This window comes from Psychromonas sp. SP041, from assembly GCF_000470315.2.
Taxonomy (GTDB): Bacteria; Pseudomonadota; Gammaproteobacteria; order Enterobacterales; family Psychromonadaceae; genus Psychromonas.
This window is the reverse complement of sequence record NZ_CBRF02000062.1, coordinates 1-16112: the sequence shown is the minus strand read 5'-3', so window position 1 is coordinate 16112 and position 16112 is coordinate 1. Positions and strand designations below refer to the sequence as shown.

Below are 16112 nucleotides of genomic sequence, written 5' to 3'. Positions count from 1 at the left end.
GCGCATAGGTCAGTTGTTTATATGTTTTCATTGTTGCACCTCTTGCCGGAGAAAAAGCGATAAGCATATCTTCAGCTGATCGTCTTTTCTACCAATTCAAGTTATGCACTTATGATCTGAATCCAAGTTTAATAAAAAGCTATTATTTTAAATAAAGCGTGACAAAGTATTTAATTGTTATTAAAAGGAATATTACATGGGCATGTCGACTCGACTAGACCTTTTTCTCGATGTTGTCATACAAGGTTCATTTGCAAAAGCAGCTGGTATCCGCAATATCGATCGTTCAGCTTTATCCAAACAGATAAAAGTATTAGAAGATGATTTAGGCGTGCGCTTATTAAATCGCTCAACACGTGCTCTTTCATTGACCGACGCGGGTAAAGAAATTTATAAACAAGCCGAGTCAATGAGAGAACTATTAGCTAATACACAACGATTAGCAGAGTCTTATCATTCAACTCCCAAAGGGTTACTCAGAATAACCAGTTCAACGTCATTTGGTAAAATATATATTCAACGTGCTATTAATATATTTATGGCTAAGTATCCAGATATCCACATTAAATTAGTACTTGAAGATAGACGTGCGGATATCATAGGCGAACATTTTGATATAGCATTCCGTATTGGCCCCTCACGTGATTCAAATATGATTGCACGTAAGATAGCAAATAGCAGTTCTGCACTATTAGCTTCTAAAGAGTTTATTAAAAAGTATGGTATGCCTGAAACACCAGAAGCATTAGCTAAATTACCTGCACTTATTTATTCAAGTGGAGATGCGATATTTAATAAACTGATCATATCTGAATCGCCTGGGAGTGATGTCATGCGCACACATAATATCTCCGGGCGACTTGAAGTGAATGAAGCGAGTGTTATTTTAAATGCATTAGAAGCAGGGATAGGTTTTTCGCACCGAGGTTTATTTACTTTAGAAAAGAATATTAAAGAAATGGGGCTTGTACCATTACTGACTAATTACAAGTTTCCAGAAACTAATTGGGGTATTTATGCAGTTTATCCGCATCGAAATCAAACTCCGCTGATCAAGCTATTTATAGAAACAGTACAGGAATTGATAGGAACGCCGCCTGTTTGGGATAATTATATCGATGGCTACGATAAAATGTATATTTAAATCAAGGCTATAAGAAGGTTTAATCACTAGTCTTTTTGCTAGTGATTAAACCTTCTTATATTAGTCTTTATCAGTGTTAGTTGTTATTTCTAAGTCTTGTAAACTGATAATCAACGTCAATGACCGCGCGGTATACGATTTCCCCACGAGCTTGAGCAAATTCTTCAATAGATACTTTAGAGTTATTTATTTTAACGTCATGTACAGTTGATTGTGAAATAACTAATAACTTATGCTTCAATTCACTTTCAGATAGATTATTTATATTATCTAAGTAAGTAAACCCAGCTTCATAAGCTTCTGATTTATTAGGAAATGCTTCAGTGCTAAAGTTTTTGTCTGAATGTACAACTTGTAAACTTGCAAAAACGCTTGAGCTAATAAGTAATAATGCAGCTAATGTAATTAATTTTTTCATTTCGATACCTTTAAAATATTTGTTATTGACTGTTAGATTGAGTGAATAACATTCTTGTCTTGGCCTCGTTGCCTCACTCCATGAAATAATTATGCGCTTATTTTATGTGGCCGTCATCACACTTGTTTGCCATTCATTGTGGCATTTTTGTCACCAATCGATTTTAAAAAATAGAAAAATAGAAAAATAGGAAAATAGGAAAATAGAAACGTTTCTGATGTGAGTTTTGAACAGAAGTATTGACCCATGATTTATACATTTCAAAATGAGCACCTCAATACGCATAGTTATGACGTTCATAATACATTTGAAACAACGTTAACCCCCCATTGTTATACCCTAACTTGGGGTGTAGTCTGAATAGGTGAAATTCATCTTCACTTTCAATCTCATGCTCCAATTTTTCGAATACTCACATCGTTTAATTCTTAGCTCTTAATGCTCAAACTATTCACCGTTTATTGTTGTCGAAAAGATAACAAGTTATCTTTGGGATAATTAAACAAACAATCATTAAGATAACATTAAGTTAGCCGGATTTTTAAGTTGTTGATATTAAGAACTTAAAATAATGGCATGACTTGTGCAATCTATTCAATAGCTACATTAGAAAGGAGAGATATTATGATCGAACCTTACATCGGATTTAACCAGGCAATCGTTACAAAAAGAATTGATTGGACTGAAAATCTATTTTCTTTACGTATAAAAGCACCACTAACAGATTATATAGCAGGGCAGTTCGTTAAGTTAGCTGTGTACGATGAACAGAACGAACTTATTCGCCGAGCCTACTCAATTGTGAATCACCCTGATGACCATAACGAGACAGGTGAATTAGAGTTTTTAATTGTGACGGATGAAGCTGGATTATTAACACCTTGCTTACACATGTTGGCAGTAGGAGATGAGTTATTAGTGGGTAAAGATCCTGCAGGCTTTATGACCCTAGATGAAGTGCCAGAATACACACGTAACTTGTGGCTATTAAGTACAGGAACAGCGATAGGTCCATATTTAGCCATGTTAAACGATAAATCTATTGAAGAACGGTTTGATAAAGTTGTGTTAGTTAATGCAACGAGGCTTGAGTCAGAGTTGAGCTACCAAACAGAGATTGAACAGCTTAAACAGCGTTATCAAGAGAGGTTAGTTTATGTACGAATTGTTTCTAGAGAACCGGTCAGCGGAGCTTTGTCAGGAAGAATACCAATGCTGCTCAAGAACGGTGATTTACAAAAAGCAGCAGGGGTTCCATTGGAAAAGAGCAATAGCTTTGTGTACTTGTGCGGCAATCCTAATATGGTTCGGGATTGTAGTGATTGCTTGAATGAATTAGGTTTGAGCAAACATTTACGACGTAAATCAGGTCAGTTTAGTAGTGAAAATTATTGGTAAATATCAATAGTTAAACGTTATTTTATTAATGGTTATTAGCCATTATTAGCAATTATTAATGTTTATGAGTAGTTATTAGAAATCATTACTCATAGGCAGAGGAGTATATTATGAGTCATTTAAGAATTCCCAAAGAGTGGACTATTCAACGTTCAACACCTTTTTTTACTAAAGAGAACGTGCCAGCAGATCTACTCAGTCATCATTGCACCGCGAAAGACGTGTTTGGACAACTGTGTGTCATGGAAGGGACGGTTACTTATTATGGTTTTGCAGATGCTAAAGCAACGGAACCTGAAGTAAAAGTTATTATCAATGCAGGGGAGTTTGCAACCAGCCCATCTGAATATTGGCACCGTGTAGAACTCAGCGATGATGCACAATTCAACCTAAACTTCTGGTCAGATGCAGATAAACGCAACGACAAAATGTTTAAAACTAAGTAACCGTTTTTATTATCGTCTCGTCATTTTGTCATTATTAAATGAATGCCTCACTCAGTGGGGTATTTTTAATTAATACTTCCTTTACCAATTAAAGCTTCTTTTCTATTTCTTTTTCAACGCATAACATCTATCACTATCAATAGAGATTTTTGAGACAAGAATATTGTAAAAATAATGCTCGATGGATTACTTTAATTAATCCATCCCCTCAACGTAGATTAATATATAAATATCTGATGGTATTAAAGTAACTATTTGATATTATGAATATTAAGTCTTCCGCTTTGTGGATGAATATTAAGGAGCGTTACATTGAGCCAACCTGAGAAAAAGACATCTAATTTTCATTTCTTAAAGCAACATGATCCTTTATTTGTTCAATTAGCTGAATCTGCCGAACGTGCATTTTCAAGTGACCCTAATACAACGCTCATTAAATTACGCCAGTTTGCTGAAGCCATTGCTCAACATGTTGCGTCTACTTATGGTATTGAGTTTGATGACAAAACATCACAAGCTGACTTACTCTTCAAATTAAATCGAGAACTTGGTTTAGATGCACTTGTTCGAGATATGTTTCATACCTTACGCATTGAAGGTAATAAAGCCACTCACCAATTCAAAACTGCTCACAGAGAAGCAATGGATGGCCTTAAATTAGCACGTGCTTTAGCTATTTGGTTTCATCAATCTTTTGGTAAAGAAGGGACGAAATTTAAAGCGGGCCCATTTATTCCCCCTGTTGATCCAAGTATTCAATTACGTCGATTACAAACCGAAATTGAAAAGCTGAAAGGGGAGTTAACCCAAGCGAATAAAAAGGTGGACTCAAACGAAGCCCTCAATGTATTACTTTCTAAAGAAAAAGATGAGTTTGAAGCGCTTGCCGAAGCAATGGATGAAGAAACGACAGAGCTCGCTCAACAGGCAAAGCAGTTTGAAGCAGAATTAGCTGCTCAACAAAAAAGTTATGAAAAGCGTTTAAAGCAACTACAAGAAGAATTAGTTAAACAAACAGAACAATCCATAGCTGCACATAAACAACAAGTTAATACGAATACACGTAAAGCGAGTCAGGAGATATCGCTTAATGAAGAACTCACTCGCATTCTGATTGATCAGCAACTTGAAGAAGCTGGTTGGGAAACAGATACCCAAGAGCTTACTCACAAACTTGGTGCTCGTCCTGAGAAAGGAAAAAACAAAGCCATCGCTGAATGGCCAACAACGCACAAAGGTGAAAGAGGCCGAGCTGATTATGTGTTGTTTAAAGGGTTAACACCAATAGCGATTGTTGAAGCAAAAAAAGAAAACAGCAATGTAGCAGGAAAAATCAGTCAAGCTGAACGTTATAGCAAAGGCTTTTCGGTTGGCCAAAGTATGATCGCTGCTTGGGAACTACAAGGACGAACCATTGCTTGGGCTGACGAAGAGGATGCGCATTATCATATTCCCTTTGTGTATTCATGTAATGGTCGACCTTATGTGCCACAACTTGCAGAGCAATCGGGTACTTGGTTTCGTGATGCACGTTTGCCTAGTAACATTAAAAAAGCATTACAAAAATTTCATACACCAGAAGGGTTGGAAGACAAACTCAAGCGTAGTAAATCAGAAGCTGAAAAATTATTAAAAAATGAAGGATTTGATTACCTCGGTTTACGTGATTACCAAGAGAAAGCGATTAGCTCAGTAGAAAAAGCATTAGAGCAAAATCAAACTAATTGCTTGCTTGCAATGGCAACAGGAACAGGAAAAACCCGCACCATTATCGGTTTAATGTATCGATTCTTAAAAGCAGAACGTTTTAAACGCATTCTGTTTTTAGTGGATAGAACCGCTTTAGGCACACAAGCAACAGACTCCTTTAATGATGCATTGTTAGAAGAAAATAAAACCATTTCCCAAGTTTATAATATTGCCGAATTAGGTGATATGGCCGCCGAAGCAGAAACGCGTATTCAAGTAGCAACCGTGCAAGCTATGGTGAAGCGTATCTTTATGTCTGACAATCCTCCCGCGCTAGATCAATTCGATTGTATTATTGTCGATGAAGCCCATCGAGGTTATACACTTGACCAAGAAATGACTGAAGGCGAGTTAGCAACACGAGATACTAGCCAATACCTTTCAAGTTATCGCCGCGTACTCGATTATTTTGATGCCGTTAAAATCGGTTTAACCGCAACCCCTGCAAAACATACCAGTGAAATCTTTGGAAAACCTGTGTATACCTATTCTTACCGAGAAGCTGTTGCTGAAGATTGGTTGATTGATCATGAACCGCCCATTCGTTATGAAACGTTATTAACGCAACAAGGGATCACCTTCGAGAAAGGTGAAGAAGTCTCATCAGTCAACACACAAACGGGTGAAATAGAAACCGCAGAATTGGATGATGAACTAAAATTTGATGTAACGGCTTTTAATCGTCGCGTTATTACTGAACCATTTAATAAAGTGATTTGTGAACAATTAGCAAAAGAGCTCGACCCCTTCAGTGATGAAAAAACCATGATCTTCTGTGCTACTGACTTGCATGCCGATATGGTGAAAAGTTTATTAGATGATGCCTTTAAAACCATGTACAACGGTGAATATAAACAAGCGTCCGTTGCCAAAATAACAGGGCAAAGCGATAAAGTAGCGCAACTCATTCGCCAATATAAAAACGAACGTTACCCGAATATTGCTATCACCGTTGATTTACTCACCACGGGCATAGATGTACCTAAAATCTGTAATCTCGTGTTTTTACGTCGCGTAAAATCCCGTATTTTATACGAACAAATGATAGGCCGTGCAACGCGACGCTGTGATGAGATAGGAAAAACGGTTTTTCGTATTTATGATCCCGTTGATATTTATGCGGCATTGCAAGACGTAAACACAATGAAACCCTTAGTCAAAGATCCCAACATTACCATTGAACAATTAATGGATGAATTAACCGATCCCGTCACCTTAGAGCAAGCATTAAACTCACCAGGCGAAAGTGCAAACGAAAACCAAGCTGATGTGATATTAAGTCAACTTAGCCAAAAGGTAATGCGTGTATTACGTAAAGCCGATAAAAAAGCGGAAAACAAACCGAACCTCAAAGAAAAATTGAACGAACTCGAATCTCAATGGGGAGTTGGGCCTGCTAAATTACATCAACACCTTCATTCATTAGGGCCAAAGCAAGCCGTGCAGTTTATGCAGCATCATGGCTTAACCAATGGTGGGTTAATCAACAAACTAAATGAAGTGAAACGACTGCTTGGCAGTGAATATCACCAAATTATTTCAAGCCATGACGATGAGTTAATGGTGAGAGAACAAAGTTACGGCGCACATCAAAAACCAGAAGACTATTTAGAGAGCTTTAGCCAGTTTATTAAAGAGCAGCTTAATTTATCAGCAGCACTTGCTGTTGTTGTAAACAAACCGCGTGATTTAAACCGTGCACAGCTAAAAGAGATAAAGCTATTGCTGGATAGCGCAGGGTATAATGAAGCAAATTTACAGTCAGCTTGGCGTAATCAAAGCAATCAAGATATTGCAGCCAGTATTATTGGTCATATTCGTAAAGCTGCATTAGGTGAAGCGTTAATTCCATTTGAACAACGTGTGCAAATGGCGATGCAAACAATTTACAGTAACCATAACTGGTCATCCGTTCAACGTAGATGGTTAGAGCGCCTTGCTAAACAGCTTACTTATGAAGTGATTATTGACCGCGAATTTGTAAACACGCGTTTTGCCGAACACGGTGGAGCAAAACAGTTAGAGCGCGTATTAGATAATCAGTTAGACAAGGTGATTGATGAGTTAGGGCAATCGCTTTGGTCAATGAATCAAGCAAGCTAATACAAGTCGAACTCTTTCAATAACAGTAATAAAAGCACCATTAATTTATTTAAAGTAATAGGAAAAACAATGAGCAGCAACAACAACGACATCGTACAAAAACTATGGAACCTCTGTGATGTATTACGTGACGATGGTATTAACTACTCAGACTATGTTACTGAGCTGGTATTATTGCTGTTTATCAAAATGGTGCATGAAAACACTGAAGCGGGTTTACTCAATCAACATACGTTACCAGAAGGGTGTCGTTGGTCAGATTTAAGTGATAAAGACGGGCTAATTCTACTTAACGATTACAAAAATATATTAATGGCGTTGTCGACTGGTAAGCGTCGCGAAATTGATCCAGAAACCCCTGAAAAAACCATTGAAAAAGTCGTAGTTACCGATCCGCTTATTCTGGCTATTTATGCCGATGCACAAACGCGTTTACGTGAGCCTCGTCATTTAAAACAACTGATCAAATCACTGGATTCCATTGATTGGTTTAGCGCGCAAAAAGATGGGTTAGGTGACCTTTATGAAGGCTTACTGGAAAAGAACGCTAATGAAACCAAATCTGGCGCAGGTCAATACTTTACGCCACGTGCGTTAATTGATTCCATGGTGCGTATTATTGACCCACAAGCAGGCGAAGTCATTCAAGATCCTGCTGCTGGGACCGCTGGCTTTTTAATTGCAGCTGATCGTTATATGAGAGATCAAACTGATGATTATATAGATTTGAAAACCACTGAAGCGATTTTTCAAAAGAACAAAGCTTTTATCGGTGTTGAGTTAGTACCTTCAACACGCCGTTTAGCCTTAATGAACTGCTTATTACATGGCATGGAAGGCGATAAAGAAGGCGTCGTGCATTTAGGTAACTCCCTTGGGCAAGTCGGCATGAGTTTACCTAAAGCTGATATCATCCTAGCCAACCCGCCATTTGGTACCAGTAAAGGCGGTGATGCGTCTATTACGCGTGATGATTTAACTTACCCAACCAGTAACAAGCAACTTGCGTTTTTACAGCATATTTACCGTAACTTAAAAGCGGGTGGTCGCGCGGCGGTTGTATTGCCTGACAACGTATTGTTTGAAGCGGGTGTGGGCACTGACATTCGTCGTGATTTAATGAATAAATGTAATCTGCACACTATTTTGCGTTTACCAACGGGTATATTTTACGCGGCAGGGGTAAAAACCAACGTCTTGTTTTTTACCAAAGGTAGCGATAAAGACAAACTTCAAGAAGAAAACTGTACTGAAAATACCTGGGTTTACGACTTACGTACTAACATGGATAACTTTGGTAAACGTACACCCTTTGGTGAACAACACTTAACGCCATTTGAAGCCGTATGCAAAATTCAATTATCAGAACGTGTTGAAGGTGAATGGTCCTTTAATGCAGAAGAGGTGGAAGTAGATAATTCAGAAGCAAACCAAGGTGTTGACCAACGTTTGGCAAAAAGTCGTTGGCGTGTATTTAGTCGTGAATTTATTCGTGATACTAAAGGTGATTCTCTTGATATCAGTTGGTTAAAAGATAAAAATAGCGTGGATGCCGCGGATTTAGGGACTCCAGAAGAACTAGCGGGTGAAGCTATGACTGAACTTAGAGGTGCTTTAGCAGATTTGGAAGCTTTAGTTAATTCATTAGGTGCTGAGGTAAAGGGATGAGTGAATTGAGCCATGTCCCTAAAGAATGGATGAAAACAGAACTTTCAAATATTGTAGAGTTTCAAAATGGTTTTGCATTCAAAAGTCAGTGGTTTGCCAAAAATGGAAAGTATCAAGTTCTGAAATTAGGGAATGTTAAAGATTTTAATTTAAAGTTGGAGTCGTCACCAGCATACGTGAGTGAAAATGTGGCTGAGGAATATAAGAACTTCAAACCACAGATAAATGACATATTAATAACTATGACAGGCACAAGGTTTAAGCGGGATTATGGTTTTGTCTGTCGGTTAGATCTAGATCTTGATGTTCTTATAAATCAGCGAGTCGGACGCATCAGAAATAATAAAAAAATTATAGACAGTAAATTTTTAAGTTATTTTTTAAAAAGTAATGAATTCCTAGATGCCTTTTTCGAAGGAGAAACTGGTGGTGTCAGTCAAGGAAATGTAGGCTCAAAACATGTTCTATCGTGTCAATCTCCACTTCCCCCACTAGCCGAACAAAAAGTCATTGCCGACAAGCTGGATGAATTACTGGCGAAGGTGGAAAGCACCAAAGCCCGCCTTGATGCCATTCCTGCCATCCTAAAGTCTTTCCGCCAATCCGTCCTCGCCGCCGCCGTTAGTGGTAAATTGACAGAAGAGTGGCGTGGCAAACACGCGAAACTACCTACTTCCTCTAGCCTTTTAAAGGATATAAAAAAACAACGTTTAGAAAGGTGGATTAGCTCTGAGCTAGAAAAGAAAAATGCAAAAAACATAACTCCCAAAAATGATAAGTGGAAGGACAAATATCCTGAGCCAATTTCGAAATATTCTGACCCGCTTGAAAGAACAAAGATTACGGAAATTCCTGATAATTGGGTGAAAACCAATCTTGATACAGTTTCTATACTCACTACGGGGAAAACACCTTCTACTACAAATGAAGAATATTGGAACGGAGAATTACCATTCATTTCTCCAGCTCAGGTTCATAAAAACGGCCATATCCTTATGTCTTCAAGGCATGTTAGTGAAATAGGATCAAAAATAGTTCCAGTTATAGAAAAAAACTCTATTCTCATCGTCTGTATTGGCACGGTAGGTAAAGTTGGTGTTTTGGATACTGATGCGGTTATTAACCAACAGTTAAATGCGATTACAACACTTCCATCAGTGCTTAGTGAATATATGTATTATTGGTCAAAGACTCTTTATCCATGGATTGTTGAAACGTCACGTGCAACTGTTAATGCTGCAATTATTAACAAGAGTCGACTATCGGAAGCTCCGTTTGCATTACCATCACTCGAAGAACAAACCGAAATCGTCCGCCGTGTCGAAGAACTCTTCGCTTTTGCTGATAAAGTTGAAGCCCAAGTCAACGCCGCGCAAGAACGTGTTAACAACCTCACCCAATCTATATTAGCCAAAGCCTTCCGTGGTGAACTCACCGCTGGCTGGCGCGCAGCAAACCCCGACTTAATCAGCGGTGAAAATTCAGCAGAAGCCCTATTAAAGAAAATAAAAGCCGAACGAGAAAAACTAAAACCCGTTAAAATATCACGCGTTAAAAAGGCGAAAGCGTAATAATCAAATGGTTAGCTGGTGGATAATAAATAACAGGGCTGTTTAAAATGAACTCACATAATGAAACATCACCAACTAGCGGTGTGTCAGTTGAAAAAGTTAACCTTCAAGACTTGCTAAGTAAAACGCTAACTTTACCCGCGTATCAGCGTCGGTATTGTTGGGGGAAAGAACAAGTTAGTGAACTGTTGGCCGATATCGGAAAAATGATTTTCCCTCAAGCAAATGATAACGTTACAAAATCAGTTATTCCGTTATTTTTAGGTACGGTTATTTTACATCAACAAGCTAACGCAACAGGGGCGTTCACGCATTATGATTTGGTGGATGGACAGCAGCGTTCATTAACCTTGTGTTTATTGGTGATGGCATTAAAAGAAAAAAGTCAGATCTCAAGCAATAGCATCGACCAATTACTGTCGGAAAAACCATTAAGCTTACTCACAGCAAAATTCACTAATCGCGAAGCACAAGGGCAACTTGCTAGTAACTTTGCCTTGATAAAATCAATATTAGATTCAAACCAATGGGAACTTAAACAATCTCATCTAGCGCTATTGTTTACTCATTGTGAATTTGTGGTGATCACTATTAATTCTGTGGATCAGGCTTTTGCCTTTTTTGACAGCCAAAATAGTGCAGGAAAACGACTCTCAGACTTTGATCTATTAAAAGCGCGGCATTTACGCGGTATTGTTTCTGATCCATCTGTTGGTATAGGTTGTTCACGTATTTGGGAAGAATATGAAAACCTTAAACTTAATAGCTGTTATAGCCAACATGTTGCTTATTACCTGACTGAACAATTGATAGGCCGTGCTAGAAAAAGGTTACATGGACAGCACGGCGAACATTTACAGCTAACATCTGAGTTTGGAGTACGAACTCAAAATAATAGTGAGTCAGAATCAAGTTCAACTTTAAATAAAGTTCAACTTTCAATGCCAAGTAATTCTCAGTTATATCAGAATTGGCTTATCCATTATCATCCAGACAAAAAAGACGTATTTCCATTTACGTTCGAGACTGAGCTTCAATTAAATGGTGGCAATAGGTTTATCTATTCATTAGATGATGTCACAGAATTACCATTGCAGTTAAATCAGCCCTTAATTGGTGGTGAGCAATTTTTTATGTTTATCGCTAAGTACGCGGAATTATATAAACAGTTGTTTGCCTCTGATATTGGTAAAGAAACTGAAACTTTAGCTACCGCTGATGCAGTAGAAACAATACAAGAATGTTTGCTTAAAATGCATAGAGATCAGGAATATTATCAAGGGCGTGGATACCCTAGGTTAATTCAAGCTTGGCAGGCTTTAATTCTGTTTTATGTCGATCGTTATGGTCAAGATAATAACTTTAAAAAATTTGTTCAATTAAGTGATCAATATATTTTTAGTTTTAGAGTTTTATTACCTCAATTAAGGCGCTCCTCAATTGAAAAAAAATTAGACGATGAAAAGGTATTCTCCCGTTTGTTATTGCTGCCAACATCAAAAGAAACAATCGCTTATATCGAACGATTAATAAATAAAAGTGCTTCAGAACTAGAGGCGAAAAAACAAACAAAAGACCAAATAAAAGGTGTACGCAAAAGGTATTTGGAAAGTTTTTATTGGCATCAAGAGGATATAGCATTTTCACATAAAAAATCATCTAACCATTTATCTGTACTTTTGATGAAGATGGCTAGTAGCGTAACGGAGTCTACAGATGAGTAAACAAATAACCAAAGCGTTAACTACCTATAAATACACACCTGCAATGATTGTTGAAGGTAATGAAGAGCAAGCTATTCCTGCTTTAAAGCATCCTTTTTTAATTCCAATATATCAACGTTTATATACTTGGGAAATGGTTCATGTTAATCGTTTGCTGCATGATCTATTTGATGCCTGTAAAAGTAATCCTTTAGAAGAATATTTTATTGGTGCATTAGTTACTTCAGTTGAGAGCTCTGCCGATATTAGCGATAGCTTTGAACTTATTGACGGGCAACAGCGTTTAACAACGCTATGGTTAATCGCTTCTGTTTTAGTGAAAATACCAGGTTTAAAAAGCGCTAATAAATGGCATGAATTTTTAACAATTAATGATAACCCTAGACTTGATTTTTCAGGCAGAGATGCTGATATTAAGGCGCTAACTGACTTTGTGGGAAGTTTAACGACAAAGGAATACAGTGTAGATGATCATAGTTGGTTAAAAAATTCAGCGATGATTAATGCGCGTAAAACTATTTATATATTTTTTAATAACGCTAAAAGATTTCAATCAAAAGTTTCACTACAAGATTTTAATGATTACCTTTGGTCTAAAGCTAGTTTTGTGATTACTCAATTGCATCCTAGTGCTGATAAAGAACGTTTCTTTGATACGATGAATAGTCGCGGTGTTCAGTTAGAAAAACATGAAATATTAAAATCATTTATGCTAAATGGTTTATCGAATAAACAGTTAGAGGCATACGGAAAAGCTTGGGATTTATGTGCTGACATCAATGGTTTTATTCTTGGTAAGTTTCAAACTGATTTTAATTATGGTTTATCTCCTATTAATGAGAGTCAGGTAATGTCTCTATTGGAAAAAGAACAAAAAGCGACTAAGGAGGGTGATGTTGACATTGACGAAGGTAGTCATGAGAAAACCTTAGAAGACATTATTACATGTGATGTTTCAGAAACTAAAACTGAACAAGTTACTAACCAAAAGCCGCTGAAATATAGAAGCCCTGTTTCTTTTCCTGTGTTTTTATTGCATGTATTAAGAGTATTTATTGCAAGTGAAAATAAAGCAAAGGATGTAAGTGAAGCGATAACTAATATTTCGCTAGACGATAAAAAATTAATTGAGTCTTTTGAAGGGGTTATTAAAAGTGCCTGTTCTAATCGAAAAATGCGTTTTATCGATTGTTTATTAGAGTGTCGATTGTTGCTTGATAATTTTGTAATAAAAGGTCAAATTGAGGAGTCGAATGAATATGCCAATTGGCAAATAACTTCTCGTCTGGCAGACATTGATTCTAAATCACCTAGCCGCACTCAATTCTCTGGTCAAATATGGAAGTCGATAACCATGCTACAGTCAATGATGTACTTTAGCCCAATGAATGGCGTTCAACGTGCAGTCTGGCTAACTAAGACCCTTTGGGAGTTAAAAGAAAAACTATCTCCTAATGAACACCCCGATATTTACTTAAAAAATTTGAAAGAACAGTGTAACGATTATGAATGTTCTTTACTAAAAGAAAGTTCAGTTGAACAAGCATTACTTCTAGCTGATAAACCTAAATTAGGTACACATGTTCATCATTATTGGTTTTATAAATTGGAGTATTGTTTATGGGAGTTATGGTTTAATGGTTATGAGCTAAAGAATATAGATTGTCCTCCAAAACCTAAAATACTTAATGGCAATGTTACATATCGAATGCGGTCAGTAAATTCAGTTGAACATGTGAGTGCTCAAAGTCAGAATACAGGGGTGATTAGTACTGAAAAATTAGATGATTTTGGTAATTTAGCATTGATTTCAGTCAGTGAGAATTCATCTTATAGTGATAAAGCTCCTATAGCAAAAAGAGAAGCATTCTTGGCAAGTTATAAAAAAGGGTTAATTCAGTCGCTAAAATTGGCGCATATATTTAATCGCGTTAGTGACGATGTGTCTAGCTGGAATGACGATGCAATGAATGAGCATGGTAGGTTGATGGTGGATATATTAAAAGTTTTTTAAAATAAATCGATAAATAATTATGAAGTTATGGACACCCAAACGTTGAACTCAGCAATATCAATTAGTTAAAGGCAAAATAAAAAATAAAAGTGGCTATAACAATGCGACTGTTGAGCTTTTCCAAGTTATTGCTTCATTTTAGTAAAGCTAAACAGGGTGTTTGAATTAGTTGACGATCGAGTATGGATGTACGTCCGAAACGGGTCGTTTAAAATGATCTAATTACTAGGCTCTGAAAGCGAATTGATGACAGTCTTTTAGACTTTCTTTAGATATAGGATTTTTGCTGTTCAGAGAAAGTAGCGTCGATTACAGGGCGAAAAATCTATAAATTAATAGATAATGACGCAACGAGCGAAGACGAGATTATTCTGCCCGATTAAAACACAAATTAGATTAGTTAACTCTTTTTGGGCGAAAGCGCCTTACAAAACATGAACAATTTCATTCTAAATTAGTAACTATAACTACCATTTCGTAAATGTTTTATTTCGTTTCTTATTTTTGGAAACTTATAGCACAGTCGAATAAGTTTTCATCTCATCTACTATAATTTCACTTTTTGATTAAGGTCTCTCAATGATAGAAATACAGTTAAAAGAACGATTATATTTTATCGGTGATATACATGCCCAATACAATAAATTAACTGATTTATTAAAAGTAATAAATTTTGATACTAATGATTCGAATTCAATGTCGGCGGGTGGGCAGTTGGTCTTTATTGGTGATTTGATCGATAGTGTGCCGAAGAACGATGGTGACCATTTAGCCTTATTGAATAAAGTTAAATCTTTAGTTGAGAATAATCATGCCTTTTGTTTGCTAGGAAACCATGAGTTTAATGCCGTTGGATGGGCTACACAAAAAGAAAATGGTGAATGGGCTCGACCACATAGTGACAATAATAGAAAACAGCATAATGCTTTTTTAGAGGCTGTAGAAGAAGGCTCAATGGAGCACAAACGTTGGATCTCTTGGTTTAAATCATTGCCATTATTTATCGATTTTGGAACAGTTAAAGCTATCCATGCTTGTTGGGATGAAGATGTCATTGAGCAGATTAAACCTTATTTAAATGCTAATAATAGTTTAAAAGAAATTCACTGGGTAGATGCTTTTGATAAAACTCACGAGTTGTTTAATTTATGTGAGACACTTTTAAAAGGTCCAGAACGCAAGGCGGATAAACCATTTACAGACAAAACAGGTAAAGTACGTACTCAAAAGCGAATTGAATGGTGGGCAGATTCAGAATATAAGGAGCCAATAGTGCCTATCGTTATTGGACACTATACTTTGAATTGTTTGCCTAAGGTATTATCTAATAAAGTGGTATGTGTCGATTATAATGCAGCAAAAGGAGATAATCCTTTGGTGTGCTGTAAGTTTGAATTAATGTCTACAGATAGATCATTCATTATAAGTGAAATTCCTTTCTATTCATCTCATAAATTGTTGGTTATCTAACCGTTAAACATTAAATAATCATTACTAACTTGTTGGTACATAGGTAATTTAGCTGACGTACCAACCATTATTTTTTCAAGGTTTTGTGTTTTTTATTGCACTAATTAGTAATTTTTACTGCTTTAAAGCAGTAAAAGAATTTGAACGGTTAAATGCCTTTTTAATATGTTCATTCCACCAATTCATTATTACTTTACGTCGTTTATTAATCCCACAGCTTTGATCCCGTAGGCTTAATTCTGAATGTATGACTGTCGTGGTACAGTGATTTTGGTCATCAAGTAATACCAATTCCGATAATTAAGTTTCCAGATTGGTCCAGTCTCTATAACATTGTGAGATGACTCTATTTTTGTCTTCACTGAAGCGATTCCAAGCATCACAACATTTATTGACAATATCGTTAT

Annotated in this window: 10 protein-coding genes; 9 read left to right on the top strand and 1 reads right to left on the bottom strand. The window is 36.7% G+C overall.

Features of this window, described 5'->3' with window-relative positions; genetic code table 11:
• Window positions 1-196: 196 nt before the first annotated feature.
• The gene (locus SP041_RS20185; RefSeq protein WP_025565538.1) at window positions 197-1144 is read left to right on the top strand and encodes a LysR family transcriptional regulator; all 948 of its coding nucleotides are present in this window, start codon (window positions 197-199) and stop codon (window positions 1142-1144) included.
• Window positions 1145-1220: 76 nt separating this feature from the next.
• Here the strand turns inward: SP041_RS20185 and SP041_RS20180 are convergent, their stop codons facing one another.
• Window positions 1221-1562: a DUF3316 domain-containing protein gene (locus SP041_RS20180; protein ID WP_025565537.1), complete on the bottom strand. Its 342-nt coding sequence runs from the start codon at window positions 1560-1562 to the stop codon at window positions 1221-1223.
• A gap of 624 nt (window positions 1563-2186) precedes the next feature.
• On the opposite strand from SP041_RS20180, the gene SP041_RS20175 reads away from it, so the two are divergent.
• The 8 genes from SP041_RS20175 (at window position 2187) to SP041_RS20140 (ending at window position 15705) form a co-directional block, all read left to right on the top strand.
• Window positions 2187-2960, top strand: coding sequence for a ferredoxin--NADP reductase (locus SP041_RS20175; protein ID WP_025565536.1), 774 nt, complete (start codon window positions 2187-2189; stop codon window positions 2958-2960).
• Between the two features lie 110 nt (window positions 2961-3070).
• Window positions 3071-3406 (top strand): DUF1971 domain-containing protein, encoded by a 336-nt coding sequence (locus tag SP041_RS20170; protein ID WP_025565535.1) that lies wholly within the window; start codon window positions 3071-3073, stop codon window positions 3404-3406.
• Window positions 3407-3718: 312 nt separating this feature from the next.
• Complete coding sequence (hsdR, locus tag SP041_RS20165) at window positions 3719-7258, top strand: type I restriction-modification system endonuclease (RefSeq protein WP_025565534.1); 3540 nt, start codon at window positions 3719-3721, stop codon at window positions 7256-7258.
• Window positions 7259-7327: 69 nt separating this feature from the next.
• Window positions 7328-8926 (top strand): N-6 DNA methylase, encoded by a 1599-nt coding sequence (locus SP041_RS20160; protein WP_025565533.1) that lies wholly within the window; start codon window positions 7328-7330, stop codon window positions 8924-8926.
• The gene (locus tag SP041_RS20155; protein ID WP_025565532.1) at window positions 8923-10497 is read left to right on the top strand and encodes a restriction endonuclease subunit S; all 1575 of its coding nucleotides are present in this window, start codon (window positions 8923-8925) and stop codon (window positions 10495-10497) included. The genes SP041_RS20160 and SP041_RS20155 overlap by 4 nt, the downstream gene beginning before the upstream one ends.
• 47 nt (window positions 10498-10544) lie before the next feature.
• Window positions 10545-12221, top strand: coding sequence for a DUF262 domain-containing protein (locus SP041_RS20150; protein WP_025565531.1), 1677 nt, complete (start codon window positions 10545-10547; stop codon window positions 12219-12221).
• Window positions 12214-14235, top strand: coding sequence for a DUF262 domain-containing protein (locus SP041_RS20145; protein WP_025565530.1), 2022 nt, complete (start codon window positions 12214-12216; stop codon window positions 14233-14235). Before SP041_RS20150 ends, SP041_RS20145 begins: the two co-directional genes overlap by 8 nt.
• Window positions 14236-14814: 579 nt before the next feature.
• Window positions 14815-15705 carry a metallophosphoesterase gene (locus SP041_RS20140; protein ID WP_025565529.1) on the top strand — a complete coding sequence of 297 codons (891 nt, stop codon included), beginning with the start codon at window positions 14815-14817 and terminating at the stop codon, window positions 15703-15705.
• Window positions 15706-16112: the final 407 nt, after the last annotated feature.